Here is a 17,905-nt window from a genome sequence, read left to right as displayed (position 1 = left end):
CGCATGAAAACATTCATGCGGCTAATGTAATAGCTTTCTCCCCTACTTATCCTATGCTCTGCACTTATTCGTACCACCTTAAGCAGGCAATTCTTCCGCTGAAATTAACAAATTATAAAATTCTTCCTGATCATCGATCCGCCGACAAGCCTCACGAAAAGAGGGGACACTGAATCGCTTAATAATCTCAGCGAGTATTTTTAAATGCTGATCAACTTGTTCTTGCGGAACCAACAGACCAATAATTAAATCGATGGGCTGTTTATCTTCTGCCCCAAAATCAACCGGATTTAATAATCGAATTACGCAGCCTTGAGCTTCAGTTAATGCGGCTGTGCGAATGTGTGGGATCGCAACTCCCTGACCAATTGCAGTGCTTCCAAGACATTCTCGTTTCCAATAAGCATCAAATAATTCTTGCGGATTAAGCTGAGGATGATTTTGACTCACTAATTGGCTGAGCTTAAGGAGCACAGCCATTTTGCTTTGTGAAATACTGTCAATATAAACAGTGTTTACATTGATTAGTTGACTAAATTGCATAATTACTGACCAAAATAAAAGCTAAATGTATTCTAACGTGTTTTAAACTTTGCTGACAAGCAGAGAAGATTAATCGACTAACAGTACCTATCCTAGCAAAAATGTATTTAAATTCAACCAAAAGGAAGTCCGTAAGGGAGAAGCTTAATAGTCCAGTGTCAAATAAGGGCACAATGTGGATAAACTAGTCTATTAGTGAATAGGTTAAGTCATTTAACATTAGCTTATTGGCGGGATTTAGAGATCTCTGCTTTGGCATTACCGCTATGGATCGGATCCCGCGGACAAGCCGGCATTGTTGCATGGTTTAACTCTCTCCCTACGTCCCGCGACTTGTTAGCGGGATCCAGAGATCTGAGTAAGAAAAAAGATCGCCTACCTATCGCGGACAAGCCGCGGTAGGTAGGGACGAAAGTAGAGTTTACATCAACGCGAACAAGCCGCGAGAGCTAGATCGAAGGGCTTTTATTTTTAGGGTTGCGCCATAAGATTGGCTCAACCCCGCTTTATTAATCGCGATGATGATCGCGGATTTTTTCTTTATGCTTTATCAACTGCCTATCTAATTTATCGATTAAAGTATCAATTGACGCATACATGTCTTCTGATTCGGAGCGTGCGTACAATTCACCTTTTGCAATCATGACAGAGGCTTCGACAATCTGACTTAGTTTTTCAACATCGAATATCACATGGATAGAGGTGATCTTATCGAAATGTTTTTCTAGCTTATTTAATTTATCCTGAGCATAAGATCTTAAAGCTGGGGTGACTTCGATATTATGACCGGTGAAGTTGATCTGCATAACGTTCTCCTTCAAAAAGTAATCTAACTACGAATTGTTTTACGTTCATTGGATGGGGCGATACCCATGGCCTCGCGGTATTTGGCAACGGTTCGGCGTGCGACTTGAATACCTTGCTCACCAATTAGTTGGGCGATTTTACTGTCACTCAACGGTTTTTTCCGATTTTCCGCAGCAATCAATTTCTTAATGACTGCACGAATCGCTGTGGATGAACACTCCCCGCCACTCGCAGTAGTTACATGGCTTGAGAAAAAGTATTTTAACTCAAAGACTCCTCGAGGGGTATGCATAAATTTCTGCGTAGTTACGCGAGAAATAGTTGACTCATGCATATCCAAAGCAAGTGCAACGTCATTCAAGATAAGTGGCTTCATTGCCTCTTCACCATGCTCTAAAAAGTCTTGTTGGTAATCAACAATACAGCGGGCGACTTTGAGTAAGGTTTCTTGCCTGCTTTGAATACTTTTCAAAAACCAACGGGCTTCTTGTAAATTATTTTTCAAGAATTGATTATCAGCACTATTGTCCGCACGTTGAATAAGCGACGCATAGTGATTATTAATACTCAGCCGCGGTAGGGTATTTGGATTTAAAGCTGCTTGCCAGACACCATCAATTTTTTTTACGGTAATATCTGGAATGATGTATTCGGTGACTTCTTGTTGGATTAAGCTACCGGGTTTGGGGTTTAAGCGTTGAATAATTTGTAGCGCCTTATCCAAATGCGCTTCATTAGATTGATGCTTTTTCATTAACTGTCGATAGTTGTGTTGGCCAAGCAATTCAATATCATCGCGAATAATTCGTTTTGCTAAATTCACATCAGCATTAACGATAGGGAGTTGCCCAAGTTGAATTAGCAAGGTTTCCGCTAAATTATAAGAAGCACAGCCAACCGGATCAAAATGTTGCAAACGATGGCGGACCGCTTCTATTTCTTCCATATCCAAGGGATGCGTTTCACTGTCTAAACTGGCATGCAAATCTAATAATGATAGAGTAAGGAAGCCATCATCATCAATTGCATCAATAATGGAGGTAGCGATAACTCGATCAACATCACTCATCGGTGTCAAATCCAATTGCCAACGCAGATGATCTTGTAAATTGGTTGTCGTCGAGTATAGGTTTTCATAGTTAAAATCCAGTTCATCAAAATTAGTTCTTTTACTGGAACTGTTGTAGAGCTGTGACCATTGGAAATCAGCAAATTCATCTGTATTTTGCTTAGTTTCTGGACGAGCTTCTTCTTTTTCCTCATTAGGAGTGATTTCGAGCATGGGATTAGATTCAACGACTTGTTGGATCTCCTGTTGCAAATCTAGTGTAGATAATTGAAGCAGACGAATGGCTTGTTGGAGTTGTGGGGTAAGCGTTAGTTGTTGATTGATGCTCAGTTGCAACGACGGTTTCATGCAAATCCTCTTTGTTATTTTCCCTGCCTTTTCTTAAGTTTAACTGATTCGGGGGGATTATCCAGTAGGAATTTGGCACAATTTATAATCAAAACGCGATAAAATTGTTTTTTAAGCCTATCAGCTTATGATTTTAGGAGATATCAGGTCGGAAGCTCACACACATGCCTTGCTAATGTGTTCAAGCTCTGAGCGAGCCCCTGCTATCACCCTGCTAAGGCAGGGATTGCAATAACGATTGGAGAGCATACAGGGGATCAGTCAGCTTGTTGCTACTTACTTAACTTTTTTCTCTTTAAAAATAACGTACTTACGAATCACAGGATCGTATTTTTTTAGTTCCATTTTTTCCGGATGGTTACGCGGGTTTTTTGTAGTGGTATAGTAATAACCGGTACCAGCGGTTGATTCCATTTTGACTTTAACAGTAACAGCGGCCATGGTATTTCCTCTTTAAATTAAACTTTTTCGCCTTTGGCTCGAAGCATTTCGAGAACGGCTTTAATTCCTAGTTTATCAACAATACGCATACCTTTGGTACTTACTTTCAGGGATACGAATCTTTTTTCTTCTTCAAACCAAAAACGATGCTGTTTGATATTAGGTAAAAAGCGTCGCTTAGTTTTGTTATTAGCGTGAGAGACATTATTGCCTGTTGCTGGTCGCTTACCAGTAACCTGACATACTCTTGACATATTGTTACTCCAAAGTGTTCGTAGATTTAAGTCAGCTTTGTATAAATCGGGACATCGCGCCTTGTGTTATTGCGAATTTCCAACACAAGCCAGACAAATCAGTCGGATGTGAATACAAGAGCGGTTTTATAGCAAAAAAAGCCGAATTATGCAAGATTTTATCCTCATTCCTGTTATTTTGATCGCGAGATAGGATAAAAAAGCAAAGAGAAAAAGAATAAGTCCCAGGCATTTTACAGAAATTTGCATATATTTTTGTCAATTAGCAGTTAAATGATCGCAATATAAATATAAATGAGTATAATCTGCTCAAATTAAAGTGAGTAGTGCTATGCAACGAACCATTAAAAGCTTTGTTTTACGCGGCGGGAGAGTTAGTAATCGGCAACAGCTAGCTTTAGATCATTTTCTTCCTGATTATGAATTAACTTTAGCTGCTACGCCCTGGGATTTATCGGCAGTCTTTAAAAGAGAGGCTAAAACCGTCGTTGAAATCGGTTTTGGTATGGGGGCTTCTTTAGTGGCCATGGCGCAACAACAGCCTGAGCTTAATTTTATCGGCATTGAGGTGCATAGAGCAGGGGTAGGGAGTTTAGTTGCCGATTTGCATGATCAAAAAATGACTAATGTGCGCGTTGTTTCTCATGATGCCGTAGAAGTGTTTAAACATCATTTTATTAGTAATTCTTTGGCAGGGATTCAAATTTTCTTTCCCGATCCTTGGCATAAAAAACGCCATCATAAGCGACGCTTAGTCCAATCTGAATTGATTAAGTTGTTAGTAGACCGACTTCAAGTCGGTGGTTTTATTCATTGTGCTACTGATTGGCAAGATTATGCAGAGCATATGCAAACTGTTTTGTCCCAGGAAGTGCTGTTAATGAATACACAGGCAGATGGTGGATTTTCACCACGACCAGATACTCGGCCATTAACTAAATTCGAACAACGAGGAAATCGCTTGGGTCATGGGGTGTGGGATTTAATTTATACCAAAAAATAATGACTGATTTCCTCCTGTGAATGCTTAAGCCATTGTTGTAAGAAAGAGGACTTAATTATGAAATCTTTTGCAGAGTTAGAGCGAGCTAGCGAGTCGGGTGGAGAAGCATTTGCAGCGTTTATTCGAAAGGAACTCTCTGCGGATAAAAATTTCTTCGATCGTCGTTTTCTTTTTAAAGACACAGAACAAATCACCGTCCTTAACTACCTCATTTATATACATGAAGTAGGATTGGGAAAACCCTGTAGGAAAAACCATATCAGATTCCTTCTTGACATGGGGGCGGATTTTAATTTGGATTGCTCAATTCATTTACTATTGAGATTGAAGAAATTAGATTTATTTCCACTTTTTTTTCCTAACTTGGATGAAGGGCAGGAAGTTCAGCGAAAAATCGAATTCAATTCTCCTGAGCTTATTACGGGCCGAACCTTATTATCTCGAGCGATAAGTACTGGAGATGCCTCAATTTTAAAAACGCTTCTAAGAAGTGGATTCGAAATTGACGTGAATGCGCCCAATCAAATACAAGTCAAGATGGGGCAAACCATTACAATGCAACCCTTACATCAAGCGGTAGCATCTAATTTTCCTGAGGCGACTTATTATTTGCTTCAGAATGGTGCCATCATCGATACCCCCTGTGGTCGATTGAGAGAGACACCGCTACTGCTTGCAGCGAGGTTAGGCACAATAAAGTCATTAGAAGTTTTATTATCCGCAACGGCTGGCCAAAACTGTATAGATTTGCAAGCTGAAAATAAGGAAGCTGAAAGGGCCATTGATCTGCTTTGTAAACGTTTAATGAACCAGGAAAAACCTCAAGAGGCTTTATATGGTATTGCCATGTTGCTTTGTCATGGCGCTAAAGCGCCTCGAGATGAAAGTTTTAGAAGTTTATTAAGAAGCAATCGTTTTGCGTTAATTGATCAGGTCAAAGAATACAAGAAACAATCAGGAAGTTCTGCTGAATTGTTTATCGATGCCTGCCACGATAAAAACAATCCCTTACACGATATTATGTATGCAAACACCTGGCTGCATCTTTTTTGGCGTTATTCCCGTTTACAATGGATCTGGCATTTATTTGGTCTAAATTGTGATGAGGCGTTTCGCATTGAAGCATTAGTCTATGATGGCCCTGAGTCAGATGTACCTGGTTTCGTACAAAATAAATTTTCACCTCTGGAATCAATTGCAACGAGTCGCTCTAATGAAGAGCTGTCTGTCAGCGAGGCCAGTGAACAAAGAGAAAAAATTGATTTAAGCGGGCAAAAATCGAAGCTTGAGGAATGGGAACGGAAACGTCAATTTGCAATGTTTGCTTGGTGTTACGAGAAGAGTTGTGGATTTTTTAGTAACCCAGCGCGTAACATGTATCTCAAATTAACTACAGGCGATATTACAAATATTGAAGAAGTTCGTGATTATGCGGCTAAAGCAGGGAATGAAAAAACGACAACCCGAGCGGTAATGAATGCATTATACGGAGACGGTAACCCAACTCACACTAATCTCTATGCTCCATGATCAAGGGAGGTCTTAAATAATATCTGCAGGTTAGGGTATCTTAGTCATTTACTTGCTTAAACTAAGCTTACCCCATAGAATTCTAGTTTTCTGTGTAAAAGGCGGGGGGAGAGATAATGGGTTGGAATGAGCCAGATAAAGGCAAAGATCCATGGAGTGGAAAAAATCAGCCACCTGATTTAGATGAAGCTTTAAAACGTTTTCAAGAAAAACTAAAGAAAACTTTCTTTGGTCGTTCGAATCAATCTGATGAAACTCCCCCAACAAATAAAAGTGGTGGCTTATTGATTCTGATGGCTGCTTTAATTATTTTCATCTTATGGGCCTTATCGGGAATCTTTATTGTTGACGAAGGGGAGCAGGCTGCAATTCTTCGTTTTGGTAAATATGTCGATACAGTGGGTCCGGGACCGCATTGGATTCCTCGCATTATTTCTTCAAAAATTGTAAAAAATGTAGAGCGAGTTTCGGATTATTCTTATTCAGCCCAAATGTTAACCAAAGATGAAAATCTCGTCTCGGTTTCTTTAGCAGTGCAATATCGAATTGGTGATTTAAAAGCCTATTTATTCAATGTTGCTGATCCACAGGAAAGTTTACAGCAGGCCACTTCAAGTGCATTGCGTCAGGTCGTTGGCACAACAACTTTGGATCAGATTATCACGGAAGGTCGTGAAGCATGGGGATCTAATGTTCAAGATTCGTTGACTAGAATTCTTGAGAAATATAAAACGGGTATTGTGATTGTAAACGTATCACCCCAACCTGCTCGTGCTCCTGAAAATGTGCAGGATGCGTTTGATGATGCGATTAAAGCGCAAGAAGATGAAAAACGATTTAAAGAACAAGCCTTTGCTTATCAAGCACGTGTTGTCCCAATCGCCGAGGGAAATTCCAAACGTATCACTGAAGAAGCTCAAGCCTTTGCCCAACAAGTTGTACTCCGAGCTAAAGGGGAAGTTGCCGAATTTTTGGCTTTGCTACCTCAATATGTCCAATCGCCCATAGTTACTTCACAACGTATGTATTTGGATATGATGCAACAGGTTTTAAGTAACAGCTCTAAGGTTATTGTCGATAATAAGGCCAATAATCTCTTGTATTTACCACTTGATAAATTGGCAAATACGGATAATTTGCTGCCTAAAGCCGCTGCCATGGCTGGTGCCGCAAATAGTAGTCCTAAGCCGACGCTAGGCTCTGAAACAGAGAGCTTAGCAGTCAGTAGCCGTGATATTAGTAGAAGAACATACAGTAGTGGCCCAGGAGGAAATTAGTAAATGAATGCAACAAAAACAATATTAAGTATCCTGGCGTTTATCGTACTGATGATAGTATTAGCAAGCGTGTTTACTATTACTCAGGGACAACATGGTATTTTGCTTCGCTTAGGCCGTTTAGTGAATGATAAAGCTGGCAATACCTTAGTACTGGGGCCGGGTTTGCATATTAAAACTCCATTTATTGAGAACGTGCGTATTTTCGATACTCGCATTCTTACTATGGATATTAAATCATCGCGAATTGTTACTAAAGAAAAGAAAGACGTTATTGTAGATTATTATGTCAAATGGCGAATTGATGATTTAGCTCGTTATTACAAAGCAACTGGAGGTAATGTGCTGAAGGCTGAAATTCTGCTTGAACAGCAATTAAATACCTCTTTACGTGCTGAATTTGGAAAACGTACCATTTCTGAAGTGGTTTCAGGAGGGCGTGATGATGTTATGGAATCTTTGCGTGGCAAAGCAGAACAGCGAGCGGCCGGCTTAGGTATTTCTGTTGTTGATGTGCGTATTAAAGGAATTGAGCTACCTGAAAACACTTCTAATGCAATCTATCAACGCATGCGTGCGGATATGCAGAAGATCGCTAATCGTCATCGGGCAGATGGAAATGCCGCTGCAGAAGCTATCCAAGCTGCAGCTGATGCACAGGTTACTGTAATGCTCGCTAAAGCAAAAAGCGCAGGACAAATGATTCGCGCACGTGGTCAGGCTGAAGCGGCAGCTATTTATTCAGCAGCCTATAACCAAAATAAAGAGTTCTTTAGTTTCTATCGTAGTTTAAAAGCCTATGAAGGTAGTTTTAATAATAAACAAGATTTATTTGTGCTTGATCAAAGTTCTAGCTTTTTTGATTATTTTAAACATGCTCTGACTGGTTCTAATACAAATGTTAAAAGTCAGGTTCACTAATTGAGCGAGAGGAGTTGATTTTCGGATTTACCAGAGAAAATCATCTGTTTTTAACCAAAATAGTAGAAATGTTGCTAGAGCCTAATTATAATTATTGATTTTGTTGAAAATCGGGTTAAGTGCGCTTAACCCTTTTTTATTGAGTAGCTCTTATGATCATTAATTTCCTCTCGGCAGTGGCGTTAGTATTTGTGTTCGAAGGATTAATGCCTTTTAGTGCTCCCAAGCGAGTGAAGAGGATATTACGCAAAATTATTGAACAGGATGAGAAGGTAATGCGTATTAGTGGTTTTTTCAGCATGCTGGCGGGAGTAATTCTACTCACCGTTGTTCATCAATTTGCAGAGTAAAGAGTCGATTATGGGTAAAAATGTTGTTGTAATAGGTACACAGTGGGGTGATGAAGGCAAGGGTAAGATTGTCGATCTCTTGATGCAGGACGCACAGGTAGTTGTCCGCTATCAGGGAGGGCATAATGCGGGTCATACCCTAAAAATAAAAGGTGAGAAAACGGTATTAGGCCTTATTCCTTCAGGAATATTAAGACCTCATGTGCAATGTTACATTGGCAATGGTGTCGTTCTTTCTCCGCAAGCACTTCTTGATGAAATTAAAGAATTAGAAAATAAAGGCGTGAAGGTTCGTAACCGCTTGCATATCAGCCAGGCTTGCCCTTTAATTTTGCCTTATCATGTCGCCTTGGATAAAGCGCGTGAAAATCACAAAGGCAGTGTTGCCATTGGCACGACAGGTCGTGGTATTGGGCCTGCCTATGAAGACAAGGTGGCTAGAAGGGCATTGAAAGTCAATGATCTTCTAAATTTACAACGCTTTAAGACCAAACTGGTCGATTTACTGCAATACCATAATTTTGTACTAAAAAATTACTATAATCAGCCCGAAGTAGAACTTGAGCCTTTATTGAAAGAGGCGGAAGTTTGGGCCGAAGCCTTGCGCGATATGATTTGCGATGTCACCACCTGTTTGCATAATCATAGAGAAAAAGGCGAAGCTATCCTATTTGAAGGGGCACAAGGTGTTTATCTTGATATAGATCATGGCACTTATCCCTTTGTTACCTCATCAAATACTTGCGTCGGAAGCGTGATCAATGGTGCTGGTTTTGGGCCTAAGTACCTTGATTATATTTTAGGTATTACAAAAGCTTACACCACACGCGTTGGTGGCGGGCCGTTTCCAACAGAGCTTAGTGATGATATTGGTCAGGGGTTGGCAGCTCGCGGCAACGAATTCGGTGCTGTAACGGGTCGTCCTCGTCGCTGTGGATGGTTTGATGTGGTTTTATTGCGACGTTCGATTGAACTGAATAGCATCTCTGGTTTATGCATGACCAAGCTTGATGTATTGGATGGTTTAGAAACAATAAAAATTGCTGTGGCTTATCGGGATACCGATGGCCAATTATTGACTCGTCCGCCCCAATCCGCTGAAGATTTCGAGGATTTGGAGCCTGTCTATGAAGAAATGCCTGGCTGGTCCGAGTCTACTGCGGATATAACCGAGTTGAATAAGCTACCTGCTAATGCCTTGGCTTATGTAAAGCGGATAGAGGACTTGTTGGGTGTGCCTATTGATATGCTATCGACAGGACCTGAGCGTGATTCAACGATTATCCTCCGCGATCCATTTAAGGTCTGAACTGTTCGGGACACAGGGGCATATTTTGAGGAGAATCCTGGTTATGAACTGTTATAAGCAACCAGGTAACGCCAGCTAAATTAACCGTTCGCACTGAGGAAAGCGCTCAGTGCTGTCTCTCAAAGTGTCGTAAAAAGCCCCCTTCGAGAGCCTCAGAACAGGCCCTTCGAGACGCACGCCTCAGGCTGAACGGAATAAAATGAATACAAATTTCTTGGATCCTCATTTCGTGGGGATACCTCAGAGCGCGAACGGCGTCAGAGGAATGGATTCCCGTTCTTGCGGGAAAAACAAATAAAACTGTCGCGATCCTTAAGGCCCAACCTTTATCCCCTTAATTAATTACTTTGCAACCAACTAATTAAACAAGTAATATGAACGAATATTTCGTCATTTTGATATAAAAAAATTCACAGTGGAGGTGAGTGATGTATTCTAGTTGGGATAAACTTTTGAATCTATTGCCGTCATCACAGCAAATAACACATTTGCTTCCAATCGATGCGGGTACCATCAAGCACTCCTTGCAATGGATTAGCTCAAGTTCTAATGACATGTTATATCTTAATCCTAACTTTAAAGCCCCTGAAAAAGGAACTTCTGTTCTGAGCGAGAAAGGGTTGGTTGTTTATCTTATTCACGGCACAGCGGATTATCCCGATGGTTTCAATGACTTCATCATTAATATCCTGTTAAAACTTCCAAGCTATGTCTATGGTATTTGTAATGTGACTTTCGACAATCGTTTTGGAGGACTTTCTATTCAAGAACAAGCAATACAGATTATTGAAAAAATAGCAGTGAATGGTCATAGCGATGTTGGTTTTGTAGGTCATTCCCGTGGTGGGCTTAATGCCCAACAAGTAGATGCCCTTGTAGCAGAAAAAAAAGAAAGCGATATTAAAGTGCATTTTGTTATTAATATCTGCACTCCTTATAAAGGTTCTTATTTAGCGCTTCCACCACTCACTTCGGTCTCAACCTCGGTTGGTCAAATGGCTATTAATAGCGATCATTTAAAAAAAGTAGCAAAAGAGGTGATGGAATCGCAAGCTGATTATCATTTTATTTTAGCCAGATACGATAAGGTCGTAGAACCTGATCATTGCTATGTCACTGACTATGTGAAAAAAAATCCAAAATCTCTCATCGTCATTGAGAATGAGGGGCACTTGGGAGTGATGCACAATAGTTATTTAGCTAGCCGATGCGTCACAATTTTCGAAAATCTAGCCCCAACCTTAGAGCGAAAAGCGGGGCTAATTCACGCCCCTAATGAGTCGCCTGTCGAAGAGGAGTTTCCTGCGTCTGAGCTGACGACGCGTAGTTGTTTTCAAACGCCCTAAACTCTTTTTCAAGGATACGTTGCAAGCGTGCTTTCTCATTCTTTTTTGCAAAGAGAAGACAGTCTTGGCTATCCAGTTCTTTGCAAGATTCAATCGCGAGCCCTTGATTGGCGTTGGCCCATAAACTTTGGCCAGGTAAAAAACTATAAGTAATTGCATTGCGACTTATCATTTTTAACTGGGGGTAATCCAGACCATGTTTTAGTACAGCTTCAACATATTGCTGGGTGAGATCGGTGCGCAACAAGCCTTCATCATCGGTCGATAAAACAACAGGTACTTTATGATTGAGGTAGTCATTTAAGGGGTGCTGCGAGCCTGAGATATGGAGTAATTTTTTGTTAGAGATGAGGTTAATTTCCACCGCAGTGCCTTTTTCTGCCATGGTTTGGAGTAATTTTTCAGCGTCATTTTCGAAAGCGATATCAACTCCATGGCCTATTCGCTCTGCCTGACCTACTGAAATCGCATCGTGAATGTGGAAGCGTAAATTTTCAGGAACAACCGCTGTGGGAGCTAGTTCGCCGGCATGCAAGGCAATGTGTACCTTTGGATAGGCTTGATGTAAAAAATTAAAAATCTGCATTTGCTGACGATAATCACGCAGCGAAATAATACCGTCTTCAGCTTGGACTAAATTAACAGCAACAATATCTTTAGAACGCTCTGCTGCTGCAAAACCATTTAGGGCCTGCGCGAATACTTTTTCTAGGTTCTGTTCACGTAAAATATAATATTGAAATTTGACCGTTATTTGGCAAACATCTTTTTGTGGATGACTATTGCAACCTAAATCCTGTCGCGCTTGCTTTAAAATTCGACTGGCTTCATTGCCTGTGTATTCGATGTTTTTAACAAAATCCGCATTTCCAAGTAGTTGCTGTTGCAGCTGATTAAATTGCTCAGGGTTAACCGTTGGCGGTGCAAAATGAGTTGATTTGGCATTGTCTGACAAAATCATGATTTCTAAATAAAGCTCATGTTGACTAGCCGCGCGCTGCATAATTTCTGCAAGTAGCTGCGGTCTATAATCGGCTACCAGTGGCATGAATTTAGAAAAACTCGCAAAAAAATGGTCATGATTTGACTCTTGACCCTCTATAAAATCTTTCAGAGACCAGGCACGGATAGTTTGTGCATAGAGCTCAGGATAATTGCTCAATTCCTTTCCAGTTACCCCCTGACAACGCTCTACCATCTTAGTCATCGTCATCGTTTCTTTATCTAAACAATAATTACCCTGCGCAGCAAGGGCAAGCATGGTTTCAGGGTAAGCACCACCCGCCAAGTGATAATGTAATTCTCCCCCTTTAGGCATGTTTTTTAGAAAGCTGTATAAGGCATTCGGCTGGTTTTTGATAGTATCAAAATGGTTGCTCACAGTGGCACCCGCAAAAGAATGAATGAGCAGTAGGGTGAGGAAAGAGCTTATTCTAAACAGTTTCATAAAAGCACAGGGAGATTGGTTGGGTGGCAATTATCTCATAAATAGCTCATACAACAAACCCCCAAGGCCATTGCTAGCCAAGCTCGGAATGATCTGTCTGGGGGAAGTTATCAAAAAAATGGATTTCAGACATAGGAAAAACACTCTCTATGAAGCTTCATAGAGAGTGTGGTTTGATTAGCGGTGAGCGACTGATAAACCTTTTAGAATTGTCAGTGCGGCATACAATTGATAGTCTTCATGCAAGAGAGCATCATCATCTTTTATTGCATTACCATTGGTTGCTTGCCCTTCGCTTTTATTCAATAAGTGGCCACTCAAATCTGCTTCGCTGAAACCGGCAAAGGCATCTGTTTTAGGAGCAGTTTTTGGTACCTCAAGTTCTTCCACGACGATATCAGGAGTAATACCTTTTGCCTGTATTGAAGTTCCAGAGGGTGTATAGTACAGGGCAGTGGTTAATTTAATTCCTCGTTTATCATCAAGTGGGAGTACAGTTTGTACGGAGCCTTTACCAAAACTTTTTGTTCCAAGGATCACCGCTCGTTTATTATCCTTCAGCGCACCTGCGACAATTTCAGAAGCAGAAGCAGAGCCGTTATTAATCAGTACCACCATCGGTGCATTGTTTAAAATATCCTTAGAATTCGTCGTTAGGGCAGTAAATTTTGAGCCCGGTAGGCGTCCCTGCGTATAAACAATCATTTCTGGTTTACCATCTTTACCAGTCGCGAGGAATGCGTCAGAAACTTGAATTGCAGAATCTAAAAGTCCGCCTGGGTTATTTCTTAAGTCCAGAATCAGTCCTTTTAAATTACCACCTGACTGTTGTTTAAGTTGGGCAATTGCTTTTTCCATGTCTTGGCCAGTCATCGCTTGGAATTGAGTGAGGCGAATATAACCATAACCGTCATCAAGCAATTTACTTTTAACGCTCTTAATCAAGATTTTTTCACGTACTAGAGAAAAAGTAAGCGGTTTATTTTCACCTTTACGTAAGATTGTTAGATCAAGTGTGGTCCCTTCTTTGCCGCGCATTAACTCAACAGCTTCTTTTAAGCTGATTCCTTGCACCGATTTAGAACCAAGTTTGATAATGTAATCCCCTGATTTGATACCTGCTTTGAAAGCGGGAGTATCAACTAAAGGAGTAACTACTTTGACGACGCCATCTTCCATAGTCACTTCAATACCGAGTCCACCAAACTCACCAGAGGTTGAGGTTTGTAATTCTTTAAAAGAATCTTCATCGAGGTAAGTAGAATGAGGGTCAAGTCCACTCAACATGCCGCGGATAGCATTATCGAATAATTCTTTATCATCGACAGGTTTAACATAATATTTTTTAATCTCACCAATCGCATTGGAAAAACGTTGTACGTCTTCCATTGGAATTTGTTTTGTTCCACTTTGATCCTCGGCAGGAAAAGCTTGCGCCGGAAAAATTAGGGCTGTTGTAACGACTGTTACCATGGCACCAAAATAAAACCGTCTCTTGTGCATACTATTCTCCTTGGGTAAGTTTGGCCAACGCTGCTTAGACGGGCCAGCTTTTTCCGGTATCGTGTTTTCTATATTGCAATATAAGTGCCAGGGCAATCTTAAGTTAACCAATCTAGCGGAGGGATTGCTTTACCACGATGTCTCACTTCGAAGTATAGTCCGTTTTGCTTCAGTCCGCCGCTGTGGCCGACTGTAGCGATTTGTTCTCCTTGAAGGACGGTTGCGCCTTTTTGTTTAAATAACGATTGATTATGAGCATATAAGGTCATGAAGCCCTGGCCATGATCAAGAATTATTAATAATCCATAGCCATTTAACCAATCACTAAAGACAACTTTGCCGGGATAAACGGCGGTTACTGATGTTCCTTCGCCGGCAAAAAATGTCACTCCTTGGTTCATTTTTTGTAAGGCTTCAACTCGAACCGGTCTGGGCAGTTTTTTGCGCATTTGAGTAAAAGGTTGTTTAATTTGGGGGGTGATACTCTGTTCTGCCAAGGTTTTAAGGAGTTGCGACAAATTCTTTTTGTTTCGTTCGTATTCCGACAAAGTCAATTGTTTAGTTTGAATCTCATTGTTCAGTGATTGAATGACTGCCTGATGATAATTTTTATTTTGCTCAAGTTCTTGTTGATGTTTGTGGAGTTGCTGTTGTAGTTGCCGTTGATTATTCAATTCATCTTTTAAGGTTTCTTGATTAAGCGTCAGGTTTCGTTTTGTCGTATCAATTTGATCAATAATGTTTTGCCGCGACCGCACTAAATATTGGTGAAAGGTAAGCAGGCGGCTAATAGAATAAGGATCATCTTGGCTAAGTAACCATTTTAATGGTTGGTATTCGCCCATTTTATAGCGAGTGCGAATATGTTCAGCCAGCAATTGCTGCTGCGCTTTCAGTTGATTATTTAAATCATTCACATGCTGCTGGAGATTAGTGATTTTTTGTTGTTTTGAATTCATATCTTGCTGAATATTACGCAGTTGGTGGACTCCCTCACCTATTTGTTTTTCTGTGCTAGCAAGTTCTTTATTTAATAGGCCTCGTCGATCGTTTGCAAAAGTCAAGGTTTGCTTAAGTTTACCAATTTGTTCATCAAGCTGCTTTAGTTTACTCTTGGTTTGAATGACTGAGGAGTTTTCAGACCAAGAAGATACAGGAGCAAACAAAGAAAGCACAAGGGCAACCAGCAGCTCTAGCCAGGGTTTTCTAGCAAAGAATTGCTTAGCGCTTAGTCCTTGTTTAATTTGAGAGATCATTGGTTTCTGCCAGTAATACGCTGCCTGTCATGTCCTCGGGTGGCTGAATGCCTAATAAAGCCAAGACAGTAGGCGCAATATCAATTAAGTTTCCCTTGGATTTAGTAAATTGCCAATCACCGCCTACAAAAACTAAAGGAACCGGCTGACAAGTATGGGCAGTATGGGCTTGATGAGTGGTTTCATCATACATTGATTCCGCATTGCCATGATCAGCAGTAATTAACAAAGCGCCTCCCGTATCTGCTAAAGCTTCCCATACCTGATGCATGCATTGATCTAAGCACTCAATGGCTTTTATTGTTGCATTAAAATCGCCGCTATGGCCAACCATATCTGCGTTTGCATAATTACAAATAATGACATCATAAGCTTCACTGGTGATGGCGTCTACTAGTGCTCGTGTCAGTTCCGGCGCACTCATTTCAGGAAGTAAATCATAAGTAGCGACCTGGGGCGATGGAATAAGAATCCGATCCTCATTGGGAAAAACTTGTTCTGAGCCGCCATTGAAGAAAAAAGTAACATGAGCATATTTTTCTGTTTCCGCAATACGTAATTGGCTTAATCCATTAGCGGCAATCACTTCGCCTAAGGTATTGTGCAGATTCATCGTAGGAAAGGCTGACTCTGTGTCTAAATTTTTTGCATATTGCGTCATGCTGATAAAATGAGCAAGAGTAGGTTGTCTAGATTGAATAAAGCTATTGAAATCTTTGTCAATAAACGCTTTAGTTAACTGACGAGCACGGTCAGCACGAAAATTGAAAAAGAAGAGAGAATCGCCATCCTCAATACATTGGCTTTCACCTATCAGTGTTGGCGGAATGAATTCATCAAATTTCTTTTCTGCGTAAAATGAACGGATAGCTTCTTCTGCCGTATCAAAATGATAGCTGCTTTTAGCTTCGGTTAATAAATGATAAACAGGCGCTATTCTTTCCCAGCGTTGATCACGATCCATTGCAAAATAGCGACCAGTAATTGATTTAACCGAGGCTACCGGATAAAGCGCCAGTTGCTTTTCAAGTCGGGCAAAGCTTTCTAAAGCACTTTGCGGTGGTGTATCGCGGCCATCGAGAAATAAATGCAGGCAAACACGATTGAATGCTTGTTTCGCACAGAGGGCAAGAAAGGCAAATAAATGATTTTCATGACTATGAACGCCGCCAGGAGAGAGTAGGCCCATCACATGAAGGGTTTTGCCGCTTGCTTTCATGTCCTCAATTGTCTGAATTAAAACGGGATTTTGATTAAACCCACCCTCGGAGACGGCTTCATTGATGCGGGTAAGATCTTGATTAATAATACGGCCCGCGCCAATATGCATGTGGCCCACTTCAGAGTTACCCATTTGCTCATCAGGTAAACCGACCTGATGTCCTGAAGCTGAGAGTAAAATATGTGGTCGAGTCGCCCACCATTCATCCCACTGCGGAGTATGGGCCGCAGAAATTGCATTATGCTCATTTTCTTTGCGATAACCCCAGCCGTCAAGAATCATTAAGACGAGTGGTATATTTTTTGGCATACTAATCTCTTGAATAAAAAGGCTTATTATATACCCAATCAAAATGAAGTAGTGAGCTAAATTTTATACTATGGTTTAGGCTAAAAATTCCTTGATCGTAGTAACAATAGTTTGAATAGCCTGTATAGCCCGATTTTCATGGCGATAAATTAAACAAATTTCATCGGTGAAAACCGGTTGATCAGGTAAGCGATGTAAAGACTCGGGGTACATTTCTTGCGCCACACGGGTGGGAATAATGCCTATCCCACAGCCTTTCGAAGTTAAATTGGCGATGACTTCTAAACTATTCATAGTTAAGATGCGCTGAGGGCTAATCCCTTTTTTTTTGAGTTGCTTTAATAAAGTTTGGGTTTGGATAAGATCGGGATCACATAAAATTATAGTTTGATCCGACCAAAGCTCTTGAGTTCTTCTATTTGCATTACTGGACCAAAAAGTCACCTCATCCTCGCAAAGCTTTAAAATCACTAAATCAGGATGCTTGAAGGGATTAACAACGATTCCAATATCAATTGATAAATTGATTACTTCCTCAGTGATCTTGCGCGAAATATCGTGTTTTAAGTGTATTTCTAATTTTGGATGTTTTTCCAATAAATTAGGAAGGAAATCTGAAGCTAAATGCATCGCTATTGTCGAATGACAGCCCAGAGTGAAATAACCCTGCACTTTTTGCTCTGAGGCCAGGGCCTCCGTTTTTGTTTTTTCCCAGTATTGCAGTAATTGCCTTGTGTGCAAAACCAACTGTTTACCAGCCTGAGTTAAAGAAACCCCCTGTTTGTGGCGAATCAGCAACCTAGTTCCTATCGCAGATTCAATGCGTTTTATGGCCAAACTGAGTGAGGGTTGACTTATTCCCAGCCTTTCTGAAGCACGGGATATATTCAGTGTATTTGCCACTTCAAGAAAATAATGGAGCTCGGTCGCAGAAGGAACCATAAATTATAACTATGGTAAAGATAAGAGT

Annotated in this window: 17 protein-coding genes; 7 read left to right on the top strand and 10 right to left on the bottom strand. The window is 40.7% G+C overall.

The features are described from left to right. Nucleotides 1–78: 78 nt before the first annotated feature. From Lnau_RS02005 to rpmB, 5 genes are all read right to left on the bottom strand, one after another. Nucleotides 79–543 carry a PTS sugar transporter subunit IIA gene (locus Lnau_RS02005; RefSeq protein WP_058503478.1) on the bottom strand — a complete coding sequence of 155 codons (465 nt, stop codon included), beginning with the start codon at nucleotides 541–543 and terminating at the stop codon, nucleotides 79–81. A 509-nt stretch (nucleotides 544–1,052) separates the two neighbouring features. Beyond that, a complete protein-coding gene (gene hpf, locus Lnau_RS02000; RefSeq protein WP_058503477.1) occupies nucleotides 1,053–1,349 on the bottom strand; it encodes a ribosome hibernation-promoting factor, HPF/YfiA family in 297 nt (98 codons plus the stop codon). Between the two features lie 23 nt (nucleotides 1,350–1,372). Then, nucleotides 1,373–2,767 (bottom strand): RNA polymerase factor sigma-54, encoded by a 1,395-nt coding sequence (locus Lnau_RS01995; protein ID WP_058503476.1) that lies wholly within the window; start codon nucleotides 2,765–2,767, stop codon nucleotides 1,373–1,375. Nucleotides 2,768–3,043: 276 nt separating this feature from the next. Beyond that, the gene (rpmG, locus tag Lnau_RS01990) at nucleotides 3,044–3,208 is read right to left on the bottom strand and encodes a 50S ribosomal protein L33 (protein ID WP_058496705.1); all 165 of its coding nucleotides are present in this window, start codon (nucleotides 3,206–3,208) and stop codon (nucleotides 3,044–3,046) included. Between the two features lie 17 nt (nucleotides 3,209–3,225). Beyond that, nucleotides 3,226–3,462 carry a 50S ribosomal protein L28 gene (gene rpmB / locus Lnau_RS01985; protein ID WP_058503475.1) on the bottom strand — a complete coding sequence of 79 codons (237 nt, stop codon included), beginning with the start codon at nucleotides 3,460–3,462 and terminating at the stop codon, nucleotides 3,226–3,228. A 331-nt stretch (nucleotides 3,463–3,793) separates the two neighbouring features. Between rpmB and trmB the strand changes: the two genes are divergently transcribed. From trmB to Lnau_RS01950, 7 genes are all read left to right on the top strand, one after another. Then, entirely contained in the window at nucleotides 3,794–4,465 is a 672-nt protein-coding gene (gene trmB, locus Lnau_RS01980) for a tRNA (guanosine(46)-N7)-methyltransferase TrmB (protein WP_058503474.1), read from the top strand. 57 nt (nucleotides 4,466–4,522) lie between these two features. Then, complete coding sequence (locus Lnau_RS01975) at nucleotides 4,523–5,995, top strand: ankyrin repeat domain-containing protein (RefSeq protein WP_058503473.1); 1,473 nt, start codon at nucleotides 4,523–4,525, stop codon at nucleotides 5,993–5,995. A gap of 116 nt (nucleotides 5,996–6,111) precedes the next feature. Next, nucleotides 6,112–7,272 carry an FtsH protease activity modulator HflK gene (gene hflK, locus Lnau_RS01970; protein ID WP_058503472.1) on the top strand — a complete coding sequence of 387 codons (1,161 nt, stop codon included), beginning with the start codon at nucleotides 6,112–6,114 and terminating at the stop codon, nucleotides 7,270–7,272. Between the two features lie 3 nt (nucleotides 7,273–7,275). After that, nucleotides 7,276–8,193, top strand: coding sequence for a protease modulator HflC (hflC, locus tag Lnau_RS01965; RefSeq protein ID WP_058503471.1), 918 nt, complete (start codon nucleotides 7,276–7,278; stop codon nucleotides 8,191–8,193). A 152-nt stretch (nucleotides 8,194–8,345) separates the two neighbouring features. Beyond that, nucleotides 8,346–8,543, top strand: a complete 198-nt coding sequence (locus Lnau_RS01960) for a DUF2065 domain-containing protein (RefSeq protein ID WP_058503470.1) — start codon at nucleotides 8,346–8,348, stop codon at nucleotides 8,541–8,543. A 10-nt stretch (nucleotides 8,544–8,553) separates the two neighbouring features. Next, nucleotides 8,554–9,852: an adenylosuccinate synthase gene (locus Lnau_RS01955; RefSeq protein ID WP_058503469.1), complete on the top strand. Its 1,299-nt coding sequence runs from the start codon at nucleotides 8,554–8,556 to the stop codon at nucleotides 9,850–9,852. Nucleotides 9,853–10,280: 428 nt separating this feature from the next. Then, on the top strand, nucleotides 10,281–11,198 hold the full coding sequence (locus tag Lnau_RS01950; RefSeq protein WP_058503468.1) for a lipase family protein: 918 nt from the start codon (nucleotides 10,281–10,283) through the stop codon (nucleotides 11,196–11,198). Here the strand turns inward: Lnau_RS01950 and Lnau_RS01945 are convergent. From Lnau_RS01945 to Lnau_RS01925, 5 genes are all read right to left on the bottom strand, one after another. Further along, nucleotides 11,125–12,645 (bottom strand): adenosine deaminase family protein, encoded by a 1,521-nt coding sequence (locus tag Lnau_RS01945; RefSeq protein WP_058503467.1) that lies wholly within the window; start codon nucleotides 12,643–12,645, stop codon nucleotides 11,125–11,127. The genes Lnau_RS01950 and Lnau_RS01945 overlap by 74 nt on opposite strands. A gap of 177 nt (nucleotides 12,646–12,822) precedes the next feature. Next, nucleotides 12,823–14,118: a S41 family peptidase gene (locus tag Lnau_RS01940; RefSeq protein ID WP_420795470.1), complete on the bottom strand. Its 1,296-nt coding sequence runs from the start codon at nucleotides 14,116–14,118 to the stop codon at nucleotides 12,823–12,825. A 128-nt stretch (nucleotides 14,119–14,246) separates the two neighbouring features. Beyond that, nucleotides 14,247–15,404: a murein hydrolase activator EnvC family protein gene (locus Lnau_RS01935; protein WP_058503465.1), complete on the bottom strand. Its 1,158-nt coding sequence runs from the start codon at nucleotides 15,402–15,404 to the stop codon at nucleotides 14,247–14,249. Beyond that, entirely contained in the window at nucleotides 15,388–16,935 is a 1,548-nt protein-coding gene (gene gpmI, locus Lnau_RS01930) for a 2,3-bisphosphoglycerate-independent phosphoglycerate mutase (RefSeq protein ID WP_058503464.1), read from the bottom strand. Before gpmI ends, Lnau_RS01935 begins: the two co-directional genes overlap by 17 nt. Before the next feature lie 75 nt (nucleotides 16,936–17,010). After that, nucleotides 17,011–17,877 (bottom strand): LysR family transcriptional regulator, encoded by an 867-nt coding sequence (locus tag Lnau_RS01925; RefSeq protein WP_058503463.1) that lies wholly within the window; start codon nucleotides 17,875–17,877, stop codon nucleotides 17,011–17,013. Nucleotides 17,878–17,905: the final 28 nt, after the last annotated feature.

The sequence above is a fragment of the Legionella nautarum genome (assembly GCF_001467895.1).
Taxonomy (GTDB): domain Bacteria; phylum Pseudomonadota; class Gammaproteobacteria; order Legionellales; family Legionellaceae; genus Tatlockia; species Tatlockia nautarum.
This window is presented reverse-complemented; position numbering and strand designations above follow the sequence as displayed.